Source organism: Ruegeria sp. R8_1, from assembly GCF_017743815.1.
GTDB lineage: Bacteria > Pseudomonadota > Alphaproteobacteria > Rhodobacterales > Rhodobacteraceae > Ruegeria > Ruegeria lacuscaerulensis_A.
This window is the reverse complement of record NZ_JAGHRL010000001.1, coordinates 500,081-518,525: the sequence shown is the minus strand read 5'-3', so window position 1 is coordinate 518,525 and position 18,445 is coordinate 500,081. Positions and strand designations below refer to the sequence as shown.

Genomic DNA, 18,445 nt, shown 5'->3' with positions numbered 1-18,445 from the left:
ATTCACAACCCGAATCGCCTGTGACATAGTACTTTCAGAGGTCCAAAAAGGGCCCGTTATTGAGGCGTTTCATACGGCGGTAAACAGAGTGTCCCGTTCCCATCGGCCCGGTTTGGGCGCAGTCGCATTCTTTATGGTAGCTTTTATGCTGGGTGTGTATTTCACCTTTGCTGCCGTTCAGGGTGACTATGGCCTGTTCCGACGGGTCGAGATTGCAGCGGAACGGGACGCCCTGTCGCGCGATCTTGGGAAGCTGGAAGCCGAGATTGCTCAGATGGAAAACCTCACACGCCGTCTGTCAGATACATATTTGGATCTGGACCTTTTGGATCAGCAGGCGCGTTCAGTATTGGGCATGATCCGTTCGGATGAGATCGTTATTCAGTGACCCTTTCTACTGAGTAAACCCAAAACACCCTCGCGACGATGTCCGCAGGTTTCGACGTCGCGTCACATTTCTCCTCGCCACAAAGCGACAAATGCTTTATTAGATAGTTTAACGCTAAACTATCTTGCCGAGAGGGGGAGATCGCCGATATGGCTGCGCGAAAAACCACAAAGAAACCAAATGTTTCTGCGGAAGAACTCACCACATATTACCGGGAAATGCTGCTGATCCGCCGATTCGAGGAGAAGGCTGGTCAGCTATATGGCATGGGCCTGATTGGCGGTTTCTGTCACCTGTACATCGGGCAGGAAGCCGTTGTTGTGGGCCTCGAGGCCGCAGCGAAAGAAGGCGACAAGCGGATTACTTCCTATCGCGACCACGGCCACATGCTAGCCTGCGGCATGGACCCGGGCGGCGTGATGGCGGAACTCACCGGACGTATTGGCGGCCTGTCCAAAGGTAAAGGCGGCTCGATGCACATGTTCTCGAAAGAGAAGCATTTCTATGGCGGCCACGGCATCGTTGGCGCGCAGGTTCCCTTAGGGGCAGGTCTGGCTTTTGCCGACAAGTACAAGGAAAACGGCGGCGTCACCTTCACCTATTTCGGCGACGGCGCGGCGAACCAAGGTCAGGTTTACGAGACGTTCAACATGGCCGCCTTGTGGGACCTTCCGGTGGTTTTCGTGATCGAGAACAACCAATACGCCATGGGTACAGCGCAAGCGCGCTCCACCTCTTCGGCAGATATCTATCACCGCGGACAAGCATTCGGAATCCCTGGCGAAATGGTCAACGGTATGGACGTGCTTGCGGTCAAAGCTGCTGGTGAGAAAGCCGTCGCACACTGCCGCTCCGGAAAAGGCCCCTACATCCTTGAGGTCAAGACCTACCGCTATCGCGGCCACTCGATGTCAGACCCAGCCAAATACCGCACCCGCGAAGAGGTTCAGAAGGTCCGCGAACAAAGCGACCCGATCGAACATGTCCGCGAACTGCTGTTGACCGGCAAACACGCGACCGAGGATGACCTGAAGGCGATCGATAAAGAGATCAAAGAGATCGTCAACCAGGCCGCCGAATTCTCGAAAGAAAGCCCCGAGCCTTCCGTCGAAGAGCTCTGGACCGACATTTACGCCTGAGAGGACGACTAAGACATGGCAACCGAAATTCTCATGCCCGCCCTTTCGCCCACGATGGAAGAGGGCACGCTGGCCAAATGGCTGGTCAAAGAAGGCGACACCGTATCCTCGGGCGATATCATGGCCGAGATCGAAACCGACAAGGCAACGATGGAGTTCGAAGCTGTCGATGAAGGTATCGTCGGCAAGATTCTGATCGCCGAGGGCACCGAAGGGGTCAAAGTGAACACCCCCATCGCGGTGCTGGTGGAAGAAGGCGAAGACGCCTCCGCCCTTCCCACGGCTGCCCCCGCAGCCGCAGCGGTGGCCGAGGCCGCCCCTGCGGCGGTTGAGGCCCCCGCTTCCGCCGCCGCACCGGCGGCACCAGTCGTCGATCTATCCCCGGACTGGCCAGCAGATGCCGAGATGAAATCCGAAACCGTCCGCGAGGCCCTACGCGATGCGATGGCCGAGGAAATGCGCGGCGACGGCGACGTCTACCTGATGGGCGAAGAGGTCGCCGAATATCAAGGCGCATATAAGATCAGCCAAGGTCTGCTAGATGAATTCGGCCCCAAACGCGTGATCGACACCCCCATCACCGAACATGGTTTTGCCGGTATCGCAGTTGGTTCTGCCTTTGGCGGCCTGAAACCCATCGTTGAGTTCATGACCTTCAACTTCGCCATGCAGGCGATTGACCAGATCATCAACTCCGCCGCCAAGACACTCTATATGTCCGGCGGCCAGATGGGCTGCCCGATCGTGTTCCGCGGCCCCAACGGCGCCGCCGCCCGCGTGGCAGCGCAACACTCTCAGGATTACGCCGCGTGGTACATGCAGATCCCCGGCCTGAAAGTCGTCATGCCCTACTCGGCCGCCGACGCCAAAGGCCTGCTGAAATCGGCGATCCGCGATCCAAACCCGGTGATTTTCCTGGAAAACGAAATCCTCTATGGCCGGTCCTTCGACGTTCCGCAGGTGGATGACCTGACTGTGCCGTTGGGCAAAGCACGCATTTGGCGCGAAGGCACAGACGTGACCATCGTCAGCTTTGGCATCGGCATGCAATACGCGCTGGAAGCCGCCGACAAGCTGGCCGAAGAAGGTATCAGCGCCGAGGTCGTCGACCTGCGCACCATCCGCCCGATGGACACCGGCGCGATCATCAACTCGGTGATGAAAACCAACCGTCTGGTGACGGTCGAGGAAGGCTGGCCACAAGGCTCGGTCGGTAGTTATATCAGCTCAGTCGTGATGCAGGAGGCGTTCGACTATCTCGACGCGCCGGTCATCAACTGCACCGGCAAAGATGTTCCGATGCCCTATGCTGCGAACCTCGAAAAGCTGGCGCTGATCACCACAGATGAGGTGATCGCCGCCGTCAAACAAGTGACCTACCGGTAAGGAGCGACACAGATGCCCACAGAAATTCTGATGCCCGCCCTGTCGCCGACCATGGAAGAAGGCACCCTTGCCAAATGGCTGGTCAAAGAGGGTGACACTGTCTCGTCCGGCGACCTGCTGGCCGAAATTGAAACCGACAAGGCCACGATGGAATTCGAGGCCGTCGACGAAGGTACGATTGGCAAAATCCTGATCCCGGAAGGATCTGAAGGGGTCAAGGTCAACACCGCCATCGCGGTCCTGCTGGAAGATGGCGAAAGCGCTGACGACATCAGCGCAGCCCCTGCCGCAGCCCCCGCGGCTGCCCCGGCAGCCGCCGCAGGCAACGAGGCCGCCGCGCCAGCGGCGTCCGAGGCGCCCGCCCCTGCCCCGGCCGCTCCGGTCAAGGCCGATGGCGGTCGTATCTTTGCCTCGCCTCTGGCCCGCCGGATTGCCGCGCAAAAGGGCCTTGATCTGGCGCAGATCACCGGCTCGGGTCCGCATGGTCGGATCGTCAAAGCCGATGTCGAAGGCGCAACCGCGACTGCCCCGGCGGCAGCCCCCGCACCTGCGGCAGCCGCCCCTGCAGCAGCGGCACCGGCTGGCCCCTCCGCAGATGCGGTGGCCAAAATGTACGATGGTCGCGACTATGAGGAAATCAAGCTCGACGGGATGCGCAAAACCATTGCCGCGCGCCTGTCCGAGGCCAAGCAGACCATCCCGCATTTCTATCTGCGTCGTGACATAAAGCTGGACGCACTGCTGAAGTTCCGCAGCCAGCTGAACAAGCAGCTGGAAGGCCGGGGCGTGAAGCTCAGTGTCAATGACTTTATCATCAAGGCCGTTGCCAACGCGCTGCAACAGGTTCCAGCCTGTAACGCGGTCTGGGCCGGTGATCGGGTGCTGCAACTGAAACCTTCGGACGTGGCCGTCGCGGTTGCCATCGAGGGCGGTCTGTTCACCCCGGTTCTGCAGGACGCCGACACCAAATCGCTGTCCGCGCTATCGACCGAGATGAAAGATCTGGCCGGTCGCGCGCGTGAACGCAAGCTGGCACCGCATGAATATCAGGGCGGCACCTTTGCGATCTCGAACCTGGGTATGTTCGGCATCGACAATTTTGACGCCATTGTGAACCCGCCTCACGCCGGAATTCTGGCGGTCGGCACCGGCGTCAAGAAACCGGTTGTCGGAGACGACGGAGAGCTGACTGTGGCTACAGTAATGTCCGTCACCATGTCAGTAGATCACCGGGTTATCGACGGTGCGCTTGGGGCTGAATTGTTGCAGGCCATCGTGGAAAACCTTGAAAATCCTATGGTTATGCTGGCTTGATTCCCGCAAACTTGCAGAGACCGCGTCGGGCAACCCCGGCGCGGTTTTTTCATGGCCTGACGGGATGTGAGCCGACGTGATCGGGCTTACTATTGCTCGGGGGCCTGTGGGGCTCCAGATTGGTGGCACGACATTCAAGGACGCACAGGTGCCATATGACCATCACTCAAATTACACGCACATTTCTGGTTCTGCTGATGCTGGCGGCGCTTGCCCCTGCGGACGCCTACGCAAAACCAAACAGCTATCCAGGAGAGAACTCGAAGTTCAATTCCAAGAGCGCAGTTGGCAAATGGGAAGCCGATCGTGCGAAACGCATTGAAGAGCGCAAAAAGCGCCGGGAAGAGCGTCGTCTCAAGCGGTTGAACGAAAAGAACAACCGCTCGAACTAAGACTACTTACTGATTTTTACCCAGCATGTGGTCCATTGAGATCGAGGGCTGATCGCACCCGGCCTCGCCCACGATCTTGGCGGGAATGCCTGCAACGGTTTTGCAGGGGGGAACCTCCTGCAGAACAACCGAACCGGCTGCGATGCGGCTGCAATGGCCGACTTCGATATTTCCAAGCACCTTGGCGCCCGCGCCAATCAGAACTCCGTTCCCGATCTTGGGGTGACGCTGTTCCTCTTCTTTGCCGGTTCCGCCCAGCGTCACCGAGTGCAACATCGAGACGTTGTCGCCTACGATGGCAGTTTCACCGATCACTATGGAATGCGCATGGTCGATCATAATCCCCTTGCCAATCTTCGCTGCAGGGTGAATGTCGATGCCAAAAATCTCGGACGAGCGCATCTGGAAGAAGTAAGCCAGATCATAACGACCCTTACGCCAAAGCCAATGCGCCACACGATAGGCCTGCATCGCCTGATAACCCTTGAAATAAAGAATTGGCTGCAGCAACCGGTGGCAGGCCGGATCACGTTCATATACGGCCATCAGATCTGCGCGCGCGGCTTCGATCAGTGATGGGTCGTCGGCATAAGCCTCATCCACGATTTCACGAAGAACCATCATCGACATCTCGTTCGAGCACAGCTTGGCAGAAACGCGATATGACAACGCCCGCTCAAGACTTTTGTGATGAAGGACACAAGCATGGACAAGCCCGCCCATCAGCGGTTCATTCTCGACGGCCGCCTGAGCTTCGGTCGTGATACGATCCCAAACGGGATCGACGGGGGTCACGTGACTGCGCTTTTCCAACATGGCTTTTCATCCTTTGCTGCGCCTAAGATGCCATTTAGTGGTAAAAACACCAAACGCAAACCCGTGATCCGCACGATAACGAAAATGAATGACTCGGAACTGGCACATTTTAGCGCTTTGATCCTCGCTCGTATGGACGAGTTGGCAGACAGCACTGCATCGGGCAAAAGCGCGCAGGCTGTGGTTGAGTTGGATCAGCAGGCCGTTGGTCGCCTTAGCCGGATGGACGCGTTGCAAAACCAGGCTATGGCCAAAGCACATCAAGCCAGTCGCGATCTGGAACGGCGCAGACTGACCGCCGCCCTGAACCGGATTCGGGACGGCGAATATGGTTTCTGCGAAGATTGCGGAGAAGAGATTCCTGCAGGTCGGCTAAAACTGGATCTGGCAGCCACAAAATGCGTCAGCTGCGCGTCTGGCTAAGATGAAGCCGTACCAGACTGTTTAAAACCATCGCGAAACACTGACAGTATTGTAGATCGTCAAAACTGGGTTCAACGTCCAAGGGACGGATACACGCTGCGGTTACCAGCGATCCATTGCCGAATACCGGATGAAGATGACCGGTTCGATGCATGTACCGATCGGCCAACTCGGCCTCGGTAAGCACGCGCCGACACAGGCAAAACCGGTCAGGTGCCGGCGCACGCAATAGCACGCGCGCCGCAGCACTTAAATCTCTGTGAAAAGCCGGACGTATGACTTAGCTTACGTCAAGGCTGACAGGCAGACCCGGACCATAGCTGGCCGAGACCTGCGCAACCTGCACGGTGTATCCTGCGCTTACACCGTCGGCTGATTTCATTGCGGCCGTGTATGTCCAACTTGGATTGGCTGAGATCAGTTCGCGCACCAACGCCCCTTCGGCGCGCACTTGCACCAGATAAGATTCCGTTTCTTCACCTAATGGTACGTCGATACCCGACCAATCATCACCGTCGATGCGCGTGCGACGTATCCACGACAGCTGATCGTCACCCGCAGATTTGGCAACCCGCAGGTGGGATGGCGCATAAGGGCGTAGACCATTGCCGTTGAATGCCTCGACCCTGTGGACGAAGGACGGATCGTCATAACTGCGCGCCGCAGGGCCTATCCGGTAGTGCTTGGCCACACGGCGCTCAGACCTCAGCAGGTTGGTTTGATACACCCGTTGGTCCAAAAGCACAAAAGTCGAGCCTTCGGGCCATACATCCGGGATTTTGGCATCTGTCCCCAGTTGTCCCCGAAGACGACCTGACAGAGTGTAGATGCCGCGTTCTTGCAGAGTAGCGCGTTCAAACTGAAACAGCTCCCAGTTATCCGGTGATCCATCGCCGATTGCCGCAAGGTTTGCGCCGTTCAGCAACGCGTCGCGCGGTCGGGATTCCAGAACACCCGCAATCAGTTCGACAGTCAGGGGTGCCCCCTCATCCCACAGCCCGGCACCTGCCCGGCGCATCGGCGATTGCGTGAATCCGACAACGGCTTGCCCGCTGACCACTTCTTGCAAAGCATAGTCCTCATCAGTCGCAGATGAGTAGACCGCTGCACTTCCCGGCCATGGATCAGCCGAGATCGCCAGATAAGGTGCGTGGGGCACCTCGGATCCTGTGATAAGCGGCAAGTCCAGGAAAACTGGAAATACGGGGACTGGTGCCACAAACGGGTTTTCCGAGACGTCGTCGTCCGGCAGATCGGAAGGCGTATAAACACCCGGTTCAACGCGAACAGCGTCTGCCATCTGCATTTCGGCCTGTTCGAGCCGGTCGATACGATACCGCGCGCCCTGCTCGCCGGACAGGGTGACGATATCACCCGCACCGACATTCAACATCGAAGGCGGCAATGCAAACCGGACGCTCTCTCGCGACACGCGGGATTCGCTCAGCCACCGCTCGGCGGTTTGACGGCCTTCGGCGCGTGTCATCGACAACGGCATCTCATTGACGGAAACCGAATGGGTACTCGTATCCGGTAAAACGGCCTCTTCCGATACGATATCATGATCCGCATCAGACTGGACAAATCGCAGCCGGACACGACCGGTCATCTCCGCCTCGGCTTCGCGGCGATGTTCGATGGTGCCATCGATCTCGGTACTGGCTGCAAGCAGGTCGCTATCAAGCTGAACCGGAGCCCGCCCGTTGCGCATCTGAAAACGCAACACGCCGTCGCGTTCGATAGCGTCAAAGCCATACCGAAGCATCAGTGGCTGCAACGCGGCGCGCCCGTCCGAAACCTGTTCGATCACGTATCCACGCACGACTCCGTGCAACTCCGTGATGTCAATATCCGTGACTCCCGCGCCATGACAGATCTCGGCGACCACAGAGGCCAAAGTTCGCGATCCCGAGCGCCCATTCAGCCAATGGCCGCGGGCATAGTTTTCACCATCGCTCCATTGACTGCGCAGGTTCGGAAAGGCGGGAAATGGGCGCGCGTCCCAGGCCCAGACATAGGCATTGGACATGTCCACCATCGGGCCACCATACACGTCCGAGATCGGGTTGATCTTTGGGTCGGACCAATAGCCCAGAACCGCTCGTAGGTATTGAACTTGCATAAAATCGTCACGCTGACCGTTGGAATACACCGGCAAGCTCGACTCCGACGACTTTGGGTCCAGAAATTTGTTCGGCTGGTTTGTTCCTTTGTCTATCGCGGCACAGCCCAACTCCGTGAACCAGATCGGTTTGGACCCAGGTACCCACGCGGTGCGATCTGGTTGGCGGACGCCACCGATCCGTTCGTGGTGTGGCTGCGACCACCAATTCCGCAGATCTTTGTACCGCCATATCCATGGCTCGCCATGATCATCATCCTCGATCGGGGCCCGTATTTGCGCTTGGGCCTCTTCGGGTGACGCATAGAACCAGTCGTACCCTTCACCGCCCTCTATGTTGCCGCGCAGGTAGTCGAGGTCATAGATGGACTTTGCCCCGTCGCGGGCGTCCACATGACCTTCGCCATCACGCCAGTCGGACAACGGCATGTAGTTATCGACACCGATAAAGTCGATATTGGTATCTGCCCAAAGCGGGTCCAGATGGAAGTATCGATCGCCACTGCCATCCGCAGGTTGATAGCCGAAATACTCGCTCCAGTCGGCAGCGTAGCCGATCTTGGTCTGTGATCCCAAAATCTTGCGCACTTCGGCTGCGAGAACACGCATCTGCGCCACCGCCGGAAAGCCTGATGCACCGCGAATTTGTGTCAATCCGCGCATCTCGGACGCGATGCAGAACGAGTCAACGCCCCCCGCAGCTTGGCACAACGCTGCATAGTGCAGGATGAAACGGAACAGGCCCCATTCTTGCGGGCCGGAATAGACCACCTTGCCGTTGACGACGGTAAAATGGTCCGCACGGGCGTTTCCAAAAAACGCGGCCACCTGAAGGTCTGCCGCGGCTGTTCCGTCCGGCGAGCCGCTGCGCCCCGGAGCCCGGCTGAGGGTGATACGCCCCCGCCACGGAAGATGAGGTTGATCCGCCGCGTCAGACCAAGGATCCGGCAGGCCGTTATTGCGCAACTGGTCCATCAGAATGAACGGGTAGAACATCACGCGCTTGCCGGTCTGCTTCAAATGTTGAATCGCCTGAATTACCGACTGGTCCGTTGGGGTGGCGCCATAGACAGGGCGATCCTGTTCATGCTTCACCACCTCGGCAGCGCCGCGTGTCACGCCAGCCACGCGCCATGGCATGTTTTCACCTTCCAGTTCTTTATGCAGAACCTTCGGCTTTACCTGGCACGCGCCGCATCGCAGATCGTCACCGAACCACGAAACGATAAGCGAAGCGGCGCCGCAGGCCGGCAGCTCAGTACTTAAAGCTCTGGTCGAGGTCACTAGATCCGGCACACCCGAGGCCGAGTTCACATTCGCCGCCCAGCTTTGGCCGGCACCTTTGGTATAATTTACCTGTGTGCTCGCCAAAGCGTATTCGCCGGTGCCCGGCATCAGCGCTACGCCTTTCACGATACGGGACAAGGCATCATGTGTTTCCGGCAGACCCGCCTGATCGGGGCGCACAACTTCGAATGAGAACTGAGGGACGCGGTTTCCGAAAGCTGCCAGCTGCAGATCTTCAATCACGACATACGCCGTCCCGCGATATGCCGGAACATTTCCCGCGCCCTCAACCGCTTCGATGAGCGGATCCGGCAACTGGGCGTCCGTTCCATGATACACGCGCATGTTCAGGCCGGCACGCTCAAGCTCTTCACCGTCGGCCCAGATACGGGGCACGTCAGCAATCTGTCCCGCGCCAACCGCGATCGCCAGTGAAACGGAATAGCTGTAGCTATGGGTGGTCGTTGTGACTTCGGGCGCTTTGGGTGCGCCCTTGCCACCTCCACCCGATTGTGTCGTCGTAGAGGTGCTGCGCGTTTCCAGAAAATCCGAGGCCCAGATCACTTGCCCACCAACGCGCATCCGTCCGAACAGGGTCGAAACGGGTGCTCCCTCGCCGGTTTCAGTCAGGCGAAAGCGGTCAAGCCGGCCGGTCTCGACAACTTCGCTGCCGCCGCCCATAACGGACTGGCTCATCAAACGCTGGTCTATGACCCGACCCAGCGTCGCGCCGATGGCACGGCCAATGACAGCCGTCGAAAGACCAGCGACCGTTCCGCCAATCGCGCCACCAATCGCAGCCCCTGCTGCCGAGAGTACAATTGTAGCCATCTAGAAATCCTCCAGCGGGAAACCGAAACAAGCGACAACCCGGCGGCGCCAGGGGTCGCTCAGCGTGTTTTCAACAACGCCGTGCCCGGAATAGGCATGAATGAAACGCGGGGCTTCACCGCCCTCGCTGACAATGCCCACGTGCTTCGCAACGCGCCCGTCACGCATCCGAAACAACAACACATCGCCGGGTTGCATGTCTTCAACAGCCTTGCTTGTCAGATGTCGCCTTGCGGCTTGCCACATGCGCTCATCCCCTTGCGGCTCGGACCAATCCATACTGTAGCTCGGAACGGATTCGGGTTCGGGCCCCAAGACCGCACGCCAGACACCGCGCAGCAACCCAAGGCAGTCACTGCCCGCGCCTTTGCACGAGGCTTGATGCACATACGGCGTCCCCAGCCATGTTCGGGCTTCCGCCACTATTTGATCGCGGATCGTGCTCATCGCAGGCTGCCCCCTGTATTGGGATTGCCCTTTTTGGGAACAGCCATGACCCAATCTTCGCTGGGCAAATCTGGAAATCCCTGAAAGTTCAGTAAGTTGTTGAACTTCTTCCGGCATGTTTCCATGCGCTTGTCGCACCCGGCGGTCAACCGGACTCTGTCACCCACGGCCAGACCACCACTGATCCCAGACCACAAGGTAACGCTGCGGCCACCCGGTCTGAGGCTGTCCTGCTTGATCGACGCCCACAAGCCAATGGCCTGACCCGAGATAACGTCCAAGCGACCCCGCTCGAACCACGCTGCATCCGGCCCCAAAGCACCGCTCAGTTCCAACACACTGCCTGCGGTCAACTCGGTAACCTCGGCCTCAGCCTGATAGCCCGCGGCAGATACATTGAACCGGCAGGCGCTGTCGCCAAGTACAGCCGTACAGGGTTTTTGATAAATCCTTCCCAGAGGGCGATTCAGCAAGTCCGTCAACCCGCGCAATTCGGCATGAAAAGCCCCACCCGAGCGGCGAATTTCCCCGATCGACCCGCGAAACTGCAGGACGCGCTGTTCTGGCGCGGCCCAGTTGACCAGCCAAGCCCGGACTTCCGCGCCATCAAAACGTCCGGCCTCGATATCATCGTCCGTAACGGCCGCATCCGACAGCGCACCCATGGCTTCCGAGTTATCAATGGACAAGCCAGTCGCCTGTTCGATTGCTGCAGCCGTCAACCCCGAACTTGCCTTGAAGGTCAGCCCCTCAAAACCTAGTTCCCTGTCGTGATCCGTGAAGCCAAAGACCTGACCATCCGCGCGCTGGATCGCCCAGCATCGGCAAGTCGTGGTCAGGCCTGTTTTCAAGTGGGCTTGAAGGGTATCTTTCGCGCTGTTCATCAGACCCGCACCTCGACCACTGGAACATTCGGTACGTCACCGGCCTGAAAGCTGGCGACGCTGGTTTGAATCTTGTCTGTGTCAAACCGAACCGGAACATCGAACTCGAACCCAGCAGTGATTTCGACCTCTTCCGGAGGCGGGTCGGCAAATGTCACTTGGCCGCGCGCCAGATCGACCTCGAAATCCACACCCTCGCGAACCTCATCCTGTTCGAGCCCAAGCTTTACGGTTCCCAGGACGGGTTTGAGGATCGGCCGGATATACTCAAACCCACCAGACGTGTAGGTTTTGACCAACTGGAATACGGTCGTGACCCCATCGCCACGCGCGATAACCTGATCAGCCTTGTCGACCTCAGCGGTCGCCGCGCCGGATTTATAGTCCGACCAGTCTTTCCAGCGAAACCCGAACATCTGCCCTTGCCGCGCCTCGAAGAACGAAATCAACGTTTCGATGTCGTCCAGAGACCGCATTCCAAAACCCGCATCATAGCGTCTGCGTGAATGCGCCCACGGGGTGTTACGCTCTTCAAACCCGTTGGCCAGCGTTACGATGTCCGTACGCCGTTCCGGACCACCGACCGAACCAAAACTGAGGCTGGCGGGAAATCTGACTTCGTGGAAATTCATGACCTGCTCCCGTTATCTATTGCGATTGCCGCGACCCAAAGCGCGGCTCATCTGTGCGGCGATCTGGCTTTGACTGCGGCGGAAGCCCTGCACGTCAGGCGTGGTGATGTTCATCACCACGTTCACCGCGCCGCCACCGCCCGAGGTGCGCACACCCAGCTTGCCATCCGGTCCGCGCGCTAAAGGCATGATCGCCTCGGGACCCGCCTCGCCCATCAAACCGGTCGCACCGCGCATCGGAAACGTAGTTGGGCCGCTGATGACGCCGCCATTGGCAAAAGGCATCACCCGGCCCTGACTAAAGCTGCCGCCGTCAGCAAAGGGCAGGATGCCTTGCACAAAACTGCCGATCCCTCCGGCAATGAGGCCACCGAAATGGTCCGTCACCGGCTTGATCGCCGCCGAATAGGCCGTGCGGATCATCGAGTTCTTCAACACGTCCAGCGCGTCCGACAGGTTCATCCCGTCCAGCACCACGCCGTCAAACGCCTTGCGCAAGCCTCCGGACATGCCGCGCTCCAGCGTCGCCACATCCTTGCCGGTTTCCTCAAACGCCGCACTGATACGTTTCATCTGGCTGTCAAATGCCGCCGCCATCGACGCCGCATCCCCCAGCGCATCGCCCAATGCCTCACCCCGCTCCTGCAGGTCGTCCAACCCGTCACGATCCGTCGTCATCACGCTCTCCTTGTTCCTTGTCCGGGTAGGCCGCCAGCAAGGCGTCCAGCCCCGCCCGGTTCATCGCGGGCGTCCCTGCGCCCTGCCCCAGCATCAGCCGCAACTCGGCCGGGGTCAGACGCCAGAACTGCTCCGGCGTCAGTCGCAGGCCGGTCATCCCGGCCCGCATCAGGGCGGGCCAGTCGAACCCGCTCAACGATCCGGCACCATGAAGGCGCGGGCCAGCAGCTCGGCCGCAGCACGGGCACCCGCCATGGGGCCGCCTTCAATCTCGGCGCGCAGCATGTCGGCGCGGGTCACATCCGCCCCACCGCCGCGCAGCCCCGCCACGATCAGCGCTAAGACATCCCCGCTGGAATACGCCCCGCCTTCGAACCGCTGCACCAACTCAACCAAAGTCCCGGTGCCCAGTTCCTGTTCCAGTTCCGCCAAAGCGCCCAGCGTCAGCTTGAGCACCCGTCGCTGCCCGTCGATGGTCAATGCCACCTCACCCGTCCACGGATTGGCCATCGGATTACAGCGCCGTAAAGGTCAGGGCGCCGGCGCTGGCCAGGCTCATCTCATAGGTGGCCTCACCGTTATGCGAGCCCGCATATTCGATGCCCGTCACCTGAAACGCGCCTTCAACGATGCCGAAATCAGGGATGATCACCTGAAAATCCGGCGTCTCACCATCAAAGAACAACTGACGCGCGCGTTCATCGGTGCCCGCGTCCTTGAACACGCCCGAGCCTGAGATCGAGGCCGATTTGACCCCCGCCCCCGACAGCAGCTCGCGCCATCCGCCCTGGCTTTCAAGGCTGGTAATATCCACACTTTCCGCGTTGAAACTGACCCGCGTGGCGCGCAGGCCCGCGATGGTCTCGAACAGGCCCGAGCCGTTCATATCCACTTTGACCAACAGGTCTTTTCCGTTCTGGGCAGCCATATGCTCTCTCCGTTGATTGCTTAGTCGTCTTCCACGCGGGCGCGGAACCTCAGGTCGATCTGGCGGATCGCGCCGCCCGTTCCGGTGCGCCGGGCGCTGGCACGTTCGAACCAGAGCCCCACAAGGCGGCCCCGATCCAAGCTGAGTGCCGCGCCTTCCAGCGCATCACACACCGCGCCCGCCAGCGTCTTGGCAGCGCCAAAGCCTGCGGCCTCGGACACCACCGACACGGTGAACCGATGCACTGTCCCCGCGCCCGACCGGTCCGAGGCGTCATGCACCTCTTCCGGGCCCAGCGTCACATAGGTCTGGGGTACCGCCCCCGCAGGAACCGCGTCATAAATCGCGCCACCTGACAGCGTGCTGACCTGCCCATCGCCCGACAGCAGTTGAAACACCGCCGCCTGCAACGCGGCTGAAACGCCGTAACTCATGCCGCCACCTCTTCGTCTGCGAAACAGGTCAGGTACTGGCCACGCGGGTCACGTTCGGCCACCGCACGGATCACGAACCGTCGCGTGCCCTCAGTGAAGCGCTGATCCGGGCTTGGGCGCATCGCCGACCCCTCGGGCGCGCCGCGCACCACAATGCGATAGCCAACGCGCGAGACCGGTACACCTGCGATCTGCCTCTCGGACCCGCTGCGGGCAGTGACCTCGGCCCAAACCGTGCCCACGGCGGCCCAGGTCTCAGTATAGCCACCGGCCCCATCCGCGCTGCGTACCGGTGCCTCAAGCACCAGTCTTCTATTCAATCGGGGCGTCTTCATTGCGCCACCCCGGCACCAAAGCGCACAATCCGGTAGCGTTGGATCAGGCTGGTAACGCCAAAGGGCATACAGCCCGCGCCCAGCGCCGTCTCATCGCGGTATTCATAGTAATGCGCGGCCAGCAACAGCACCGCCTGCCCCAGATCAGCGGGCAGAGTCCCCCAATCCGCAGCCATCCCGGCGGTAAAGGCGATCTTGACCGACCCGCCCGTGGGAATGGTCGGCAGGCTTGCCCCAGCAGGACGCAGACGCGGGCGTTGGCTGTCTTGGGTCAGACGATACCGGGCGCTGTCCACAACGCTGTCGGTGCCAGTTGCGTCGGTCACAGTCACCGCGCTGATCGTCGTGACCGGGGCCACCGGCAGCACCTCGCCCGCCGCATCGCGCCAACCATTCAAATCCCATGAAAACGCGCGCGCGATCAGCACCTTGCCGGTGCGCGCTTCAATCGCTGCAATCGCCGCCCGCAGAAAACCTTTCAGAACTTCATCCTGCACGCTGTCCTCGGCAAAGCCGGTCCCCAGCCGCAGATGCGCCTTAAATTGCTCCACCGGCAGCGCCGCATCCGCGATGGCGGTTTCTTCGATCAACATCATCCATACACTCCGCAATCTCGGACCCCTCCGGGGCCGTAACTTCAGGAATTGGCGGGCACGCGCCGCCCCACGTTGCTCGGACGGAGGGGAGCAGCTAGACAACGCAAGGGATCTCACCCCGGCCCGCGCCCGCCGCCCCGGGGGACCAATGGCCCCCCGAGGATTCAGACCGCTTTAGGCGGTGCCGAATTTCACCAGCTTGATCGCGGCAAAGTCGCTTACGTCGCCGCCGACACGCTTGGTCGCATAGAACAGGACATGCGGCTTGGCGCTGAACGGGTCGCGCAGGACGCGCAGATCGGGGCGCTCGGCAATGGTGTAGCCCGCCTGGAAATCGCCAAAGGCAATCGAGAAGCTGTCAGTGCCCGCATCCGGCATGTCCTCGGCGATCAGCACCGGATAGCCCATCAGGCGCGCGGGTTCACCCGCGGCCAGACCGTCCGACCACAGGAAGCGGCCATCGCTGTCCTTGAGCTTGCGGATCAGACCGGCGGTTTTCGAGTTCATCACAAAGGTGCCGTTCACGCGGTACTGCGCGCCCAGCGCATAGACCACATCGACAATCGCGTCCGCCTCGACACCGCCGTCGATACCGGTGGGCACATAACCAATGTTGCCCCAGTCCCAAACGTCATTGTCGACCTTGGTGTGGTTCAGGATACCCTTGGGCTTGTCCGCACCATCACCGTTGATAAAGGCCGAAGCCTCAGCCCGGGCGAACTTGTCCGCAATACGGCCCGCCAGCCAGCCTTCGACGTCAAAGGCGCTGTCATCCAGCAACCGCTGCGAGGCTTTGGGCAGCGCGCTCAGTTCGTGAAGCGGGATCGAGATGCGGTCAATCGACGGGGTCGCCGTCTCGGTCGCGGCGGCGTTCTCATCGGCCCAGCCAGCGCCCACGTCCGTATGGTCAATCAGAACATCGAACGAATTCGCCTCGACATTCACGACCGACGCAATCGAGCGGATCGAAGCAGTGGATTTCAGCACCGACTTGATAATTTCAGCGGTCTGCGGATCAACCAGATAGCCGCCATCGCTGTTCACGGCGCTGGACAGGGATTTCGATTCCATCTCAAGTCCGCGCAGGCCGTCATCCTCGCCCGAACGCACATAGGCGTCGAAAGCCTTTTGATGCGGTGCGCCGTCCTCAATCGAGGCCGCAAGGTGCGGACGCGCCGCGATGGTTGATTTACGATCCAGCATGGTCAGTCGCTCTTCTGTCTGTTGCAGTTGGGTTTTCACTTCAGCCTTGAGGCCCTTGAATTCATTCACGAAGCCAGTCATCGCCTGCTTCACCTCCTGAACCAGGGGCGCACCCCCTCCGGTCAAGGCCGGGGTTTCGGTCTTGCTCATCAGCTCTTCCATTTCTTGGGTGGGGGTTGAGGCGCGCTAGGTCCGCGCCAGCTCCTGCCGGGCGGTGTTGAACACCTCGGCAATACTGCGCCAGGTGTCTTGCGCGTCAGGCTCAACGCCCTTCGCCGCCACCCGCGCACTGGGCAGCATCGGGAACGTCACCAAGGACACCTCCCACAGCTCCAGTTCGGTCAGGACCCGCTGGCCCTTTTCATTCTTCACGGCCCGTTTGGTGCGATAGCCAATCGACAGACCATCCATCGCACCGGCCCGGATCAATTCAGCCGCCTCACGGCCCTTTTGCGTGGCCTCCAGCAGACGCCCTTTGACCCAGAGGCCCCGGTCATCCTCGCGCACCTCATCCCAGACGCCGATGGGCTGCGCCGGATCGTGCTGCCACAGCATCTTGACCCGCTGCCCCGCTTTCGCCAGACCGTCAAGCGAGCCGCGATACGCCCCGCGTTGCACTACGTCGCTGCCCTGATCCACCTGACCGAACAGGCTGGCATAGCCTTCGATCACCGCATCATCTGTTACCGAAAGCCCGTCTCCGAACCGTGCGAACTTGTGTTCCAAATCCATGAACACCTCCTCGTAAGCCTCTGATTTCACGGCGTCGCCGCAAGGAACGACTGAAACACTTGCGCCAGGATCACTGCCGCCACGCCATAGACCGTCAGCCACAACCGTTTCTCCAGCCGTTCCATCATTTCTTCGATCTGATCCAGCCTGCGGCACAGATGGTCGTGCTGGATCTCGGCCACCCTCTCATGCGCGGCCAGACGCAGGCCCGGCGCGCAATCGAACGGGGGATACCCCTCAGCCATCCGCACGCTCCGGCAGCCCCAGCAACGCGCGCTTTTCAGCATCGGTCAGGAAATCGGCACCGTTGACCCGCGCCCATTGCGCGTCACGCTCGGCCGACAGCGCAGGCACCTGATCCAGATCGGGCTTCAGCATCAGATCCTCGCCAGTATAGCCCACCAGCCATTCCGACACCGCCGCCGCCACCCGCGTCACCAGAGGCAGCACGGTCAGGCGGTAAAACGCCCGGTTGGCCTCCTGATAGTTCGAATAGGTCGCGTCGCCCTGTATCCCCAGCAACATCGGCGGGACACCGAAGGCCAGCGCGATCTCGCGGGCGGCGGCTTCTTTGGTCTTTTGAAACTCCATATCGGACGGCGAAAAACCCATCGGCTTCCAATCCAGCCCCCCTTCCAGAACCATCGGCCGACCAGCATTGCGCGCCCCGCGATAGTTCTGTTCGATCTCATCCGACAGACGCCGGAACTGATCCTCGGCCATCACCCCGTGGCCATCACCCTTCCACACCAGCGCCCCCGAAGGCCGCGCCGCATTGTCGAGCAGCGACTTGGACCACCGCGACGCGCTGTTATGCACATCAATCGCCATCGCCGCCGCCTGCATCGGCGAAAACCCATAGTGGTCGTCCTGCGGATGGAAGGATTTGATGTGACAGATCGCATCCGCCGGGAACCGGTGCGTTTTGCCGCCCGCCGTGTAATCATAAGCCTTGGGCCATCCATCCGCGCCCGGCACCACGCTCATCCGGTCCGAGCGCAGAACGTGCAGCTCGACCGGCAGCCCGTCCTCGGCCTGCACGGCCTCAACATAGGCGTTGCCCGAAAGCAGCAACTGCCCGAACAGAGCCTCCATCAACTCCGCCCGCCCCTGCGCCGCATTGGGGCGGCGCATCAACGACAGGATCGGATGCGCGTCATAGCGCTGCGCCTGATCCTGCAAAACCAAAGGCAGAGCCGCCGCCGCCTCGGCAATCAGTTTGACGCATCGAAACCCCACCGGGTTCCCCGAAAACCCCGTGCGGGTCAACGACACCGCATCCCGAGGGCTCCACGCCACGCGCCCGCCTGTCTGCCATGCCACCACGGGGCCCGCCGCGCTGGCCTTCGCCTCGGGCGCTTCCCCGGCCGTCCCACGACGCAAGAAATCGAATACCATCTGTGCTCCTTTCTGTCGCCGCTGTGTCCGGCTTGCTGAAAGGAGTTATGACGGAAAGAAGTTTAAGGCTTGGGAATGGG

The 18,445-nt window shown here is 60.5% G+C and carries 22 protein-coding genes; 6 read left to right on the top strand and 16 right to left on the bottom strand.

The features are described from left to right. Positions 1-88 precede the first annotated feature (88 nt). From J7380_RS02625 to J7380_RS02605, 5 genes are all read left to right on the top strand, one after another. Entirely contained in the window at positions 89-388 is a 300-nt protein-coding gene (locus J7380_RS02625; RefSeq protein ID WP_170354508.1) for a septum formation initiator family protein, read from the top strand. 149 nt (positions 389-537) lie between these two features. Then, positions 538-1,527, top strand: coding sequence for a pyruvate dehydrogenase (acetyl-transferring) E1 component subunit alpha (pdhA, locus tag J7380_RS02620; RefSeq protein ID WP_209194357.1), 990 nt, complete (start codon positions 538-540; stop codon positions 1,525-1,527). A gap of 15 nt (positions 1,528-1,542) precedes the next feature. Next, on the top strand, positions 1,543-2,913 hold the full coding sequence (locus J7380_RS02615) for a pyruvate dehydrogenase complex E1 component subunit beta (protein ID WP_209194356.1): 1,371 nt from the start codon (positions 1,543-1,545) through the stop codon (positions 2,911-2,913). A 12-nt stretch (positions 2,914-2,925) separates the two neighbouring features. Then, complete coding sequence (locus J7380_RS02610; RefSeq protein ID WP_209194355.1) at positions 2,926-4,227, top strand: pyruvate dehydrogenase complex dihydrolipoamide acetyltransferase; 1,302 nt, start codon at positions 2,926-2,928, stop codon at positions 4,225-4,227. Between the two features lie 155 nt (positions 4,228-4,382). Continuing rightward, complete coding sequence (locus J7380_RS02605) at positions 4,383-4,619, top strand: hypothetical protein (protein WP_209194354.1); 237 nt, start codon at positions 4,383-4,385, stop codon at positions 4,617-4,619. Between the two features lie 6 nt (positions 4,620-4,625). Here the strand turns inward: J7380_RS02605 and cysE are convergent, their stop codons facing one another. Beyond that, complete coding sequence (gene cysE, locus J7380_RS02600; RefSeq protein ID WP_209194353.1) at positions 4,626-5,435, bottom strand: serine O-acetyltransferase; 810 nt, start codon at positions 5,433-5,435, stop codon at positions 4,626-4,628. Between cysE and J7380_RS20570 the strand changes: the two genes are divergently transcribed. Next, complete coding sequence (locus tag J7380_RS20570; RefSeq protein WP_348539065.1) at positions 5,325-5,858, top strand: TraR/DksA family transcriptional regulator; 534 nt, start codon at positions 5,325-5,327, stop codon at positions 5,856-5,858. The genes cysE and J7380_RS20570 overlap by 111 nt on opposite strands. A 280-nt stretch (positions 5,859-6,138) precedes the next feature. Here J7380_RS20570 and J7380_RS02590 read toward each other — a convergent pair whose 3' ends face one another. The 15 genes from J7380_RS02590 to J7380_RS02520 all read right to left on the bottom strand — a co-directional run bounded on the left by J7380_RS02590 (position 6,139) and on the right by J7380_RS02520 (position 18,365). Further along, the gene (locus J7380_RS02590) at positions 6,139-10,098 is read right to left on the bottom strand and encodes a glycoside hydrolase/phage tail family protein (RefSeq protein WP_209194351.1); all 3,960 of its coding nucleotides are present in this window, start codon (positions 10,096-10,098) and stop codon (positions 6,139-6,141) included. Next, entirely contained in the window at positions 10,099-10,545 is a 447-nt protein-coding gene (locus J7380_RS02585) for an NlpC/P60 family protein (protein WP_170724452.1), read from the bottom strand. Beyond that, on the bottom strand, positions 10,542-11,429 hold the full coding sequence (locus tag J7380_RS02580; RefSeq protein WP_209194350.1) for a DUF2163 domain-containing protein: 888 nt from the start codon (positions 11,427-11,429) through the stop codon (positions 10,542-10,544). The genes J7380_RS02585 and J7380_RS02580 overlap by 4 nt, the downstream gene beginning before the upstream one ends. Then, positions 11,429-12,061 carry a DUF2460 domain-containing protein gene (locus J7380_RS02575; protein WP_209194349.1) on the bottom strand — a complete coding sequence of 211 codons (633 nt, stop codon included), beginning with the start codon at positions 12,059-12,061 and terminating at the stop codon, positions 11,429-11,431. The genes J7380_RS02580 and J7380_RS02575 overlap by 1 nt, the downstream gene beginning before the upstream one ends. Positions 12,062-12,073: 12 nt before the next feature. Beyond that, positions 12,074-12,739 carry a phage tail tape measure protein gene (locus J7380_RS02570; protein ID WP_209194348.1) on the bottom strand — a complete coding sequence of 222 codons (666 nt, stop codon included), beginning with the start codon at positions 12,737-12,739 and terminating at the stop codon, positions 12,074-12,076. Continuing rightward, a complete protein-coding gene (locus tag J7380_RS02565; RefSeq protein WP_209194347.1) occupies positions 12,723-12,935 on the bottom strand; it encodes a rcc01693 family protein in 213 nt (70 codons plus the stop codon). The genes J7380_RS02570 and J7380_RS02565 overlap by 17 nt, the downstream gene beginning before the upstream one ends. Beyond that, entirely contained in the window at positions 12,932-13,249 is a 318-nt protein-coding gene (locus tag J7380_RS02560) for a gene transfer agent family protein (RefSeq protein ID WP_209194346.1), read from the bottom strand. The genes J7380_RS02565 and J7380_RS02560 overlap by 4 nt, the downstream gene beginning before the upstream one ends. Positions 13,250-13,253: 4 nt before the next feature. Further along, on the bottom strand, positions 13,254-13,667 hold the full coding sequence (locus J7380_RS02555) for a phage major tail protein, TP901-1 family (protein WP_209194345.1): 414 nt from the start codon (positions 13,665-13,667) through the stop codon (positions 13,254-13,256). Positions 13,668-13,687: 20 nt separating this feature from the next. Beyond that, a complete protein-coding gene (locus J7380_RS02550) occupies positions 13,688-14,101 on the bottom strand; it encodes a DUF3168 domain-containing protein (protein ID WP_209194344.1) in 414 nt (137 codons plus the stop codon). Continuing rightward, complete coding sequence (locus tag J7380_RS02545) at positions 14,098-14,436, bottom strand: phage head closure protein (protein ID WP_209194343.1); 339 nt, start codon at positions 14,434-14,436, stop codon at positions 14,098-14,100. The genes J7380_RS02550 and J7380_RS02545 overlap by 4 nt, the downstream gene beginning before the upstream one ends. Then, complete coding sequence (locus J7380_RS02540) at positions 14,433-15,032, bottom strand: head-tail connector protein (protein WP_209194342.1); 600 nt, start codon at positions 15,030-15,032, stop codon at positions 14,433-14,435. Before J7380_RS02540 ends, J7380_RS02545 begins: the two co-directional genes overlap by 4 nt. A 174-nt stretch (positions 15,033-15,206) precedes the next feature. Further along, entirely contained in the window at positions 15,207-16,385 is a 1,179-nt protein-coding gene (locus tag J7380_RS02535) for a phage major capsid protein (protein WP_209194341.1), read from the bottom strand. A gap of 36 nt (positions 16,386-16,421) precedes the next feature. Next, positions 16,422-16,967: an HK97 family phage prohead protease gene (locus J7380_RS02530; protein WP_209194340.1), complete on the bottom strand. Its 546-nt coding sequence runs from the start codon at positions 16,965-16,967 to the stop codon at positions 16,422-16,424. A 26-nt stretch (positions 16,968-16,993) separates the two neighbouring features. Then, positions 16,994-17,212 carry a hypothetical protein gene (locus tag J7380_RS02525; protein ID WP_170770510.1) on the bottom strand — a complete coding sequence of 73 codons (219 nt, stop codon included), beginning with the start codon at positions 17,210-17,212 and terminating at the stop codon, positions 16,994-16,996. Continuing rightward, complete coding sequence (locus J7380_RS02520; protein ID WP_209194339.1) at positions 17,205-18,365, bottom strand: phage portal protein; 1,161 nt, start codon at positions 18,363-18,365, stop codon at positions 17,205-17,207. Before J7380_RS02520 ends, J7380_RS02525 begins: the two co-directional genes overlap by 8 nt. Positions 18,366-18,445 lie beyond the last annotated feature (80 nt).

Excerpts from the sequence above, each read along its gene's own strand:
- cysE (WP_209194353.1), bottom strand. The coding sequence starts at position 5,435 with ATGTTGGAAAAGCGCAGTCACGTGACCCCCGTCGATCCCGTTTGGGAT.
- J7380_RS02555 (WP_209194345.1), bottom strand. The coding sequence starts at position 13,667 with ATGGCTGCCCAGAACGGAAAAGACCTGTTGGTCAAAGTGGATATGAAC.
- J7380_RS02570 (WP_209194348.1), bottom strand. The coding sequence starts at position 12,739 with ATGACGACGGATCGTGACGGGTTGGACGACCTGCAGGAGCGGGGTGAG.
- J7380_RS02560 (WP_209194346.1), bottom strand. The coding sequence starts at position 13,249 with ATGGCCAATCCGTGGACGGGTGAGGTGGCATTGACCATCGACGGGCAG.
- J7380_RS02545 (WP_209194343.1), bottom strand. The coding sequence starts at position 14,436 with ATGAAGACGCCCCGATTGAATAGAAGACTGGTGCTTGAGGCACCGGTA.
- J7380_RS02580 (WP_209194350.1), bottom strand. The coding sequence starts at position 11,429 with ATGAACAGCGCGAAAGATACCCTTCAAGCCCACTTGAAAACAGGCCTG.
- J7380_RS02615 (WP_209194356.1), top strand. The coding sequence starts at position 1,543 with ATGGCAACCGAAATTCTCATGCCCGCCCTTTCGCCCACGATGGAAGAG.
- J7380_RS02530 (WP_209194340.1), bottom strand. The coding sequence starts at position 16,967 with ATGGATTTGGAACACAAGTTCGCACGGTTCGGAGACGGGCTTTCGGTA.
- J7380_RS02590 (WP_209194351.1), bottom strand. The coding sequence starts at position 10,098 with ATGGCTACAATTGTACTCTCGGCAGCAGGGGCTGCGATTGGTGGCGCG.
- J7380_RS02605 (WP_209194354.1), top strand. The coding sequence starts at position 4,383 with ATGACCATCACTCAAATTACACGCACATTTCTGGTTCTGCTGATGCTG.
- J7380_RS02550 (WP_209194344.1), bottom strand. The coding sequence starts at position 14,101 with ATGAGTTACGGCGTTTCAGCCGCGTTGCAGGCGGCGGTGTTTCAACTG.
- J7380_RS20570 (WP_348539065.1), top strand. The coding sequence starts at position 5,325 with ATGGACAAGCCCGCCCATCAGCGGTTCATTCTCGACGGCCGCCTGAGC.
- J7380_RS02520 (WP_209194339.1), bottom strand. The coding sequence starts at position 18,365 with ATGGTATTCGATTTCTTGCGTCGTGGGACGGCCGGGGAAGCGCCCGAG.
- J7380_RS02575 (WP_209194349.1), bottom strand. The coding sequence starts at position 12,061 with ATGAATTTCCACGAAGTCAGATTTCCCGCCAGCCTCAGTTTTGGTTCG.
- J7380_RS02535 (WP_209194341.1), bottom strand. The coding sequence starts at position 16,385 with ATGAGCAAGACCGAAACCCCGGCCTTGACCGGAGGGGGTGCGCCCCTG.
- J7380_RS02585 (WP_170724452.1), bottom strand. The coding sequence starts at position 10,545 with ATGAGCACGATCCGCGATCAAATAGTGGCGGAAGCCCGAACATGGCTG.
- J7380_RS02540 (WP_209194342.1), bottom strand. The coding sequence starts at position 15,032 with ATGATGTTGATCGAAGAAACCGCCATCGCGGATGCGGCGCTGCCGGTG.
- J7380_RS02610 (WP_209194355.1), top strand. The coding sequence starts at position 2,926 with ATGCCCACAGAAATTCTGATGCCCGCCCTGTCGCCGACCATGGAAGAA.
- pdhA (WP_209194357.1), top strand. The coding sequence starts at position 538 with ATGGCTGCGCGAAAAACCACAAAGAAACCAAATGTTTCTGCGGAAGAA.
- J7380_RS02525 (WP_170770510.1), bottom strand. The coding sequence starts at position 17,212 with ATGGCTGAGGGGTATCCCCCGTTCGATTGCGCGCCGGGCCTGCGTCTG.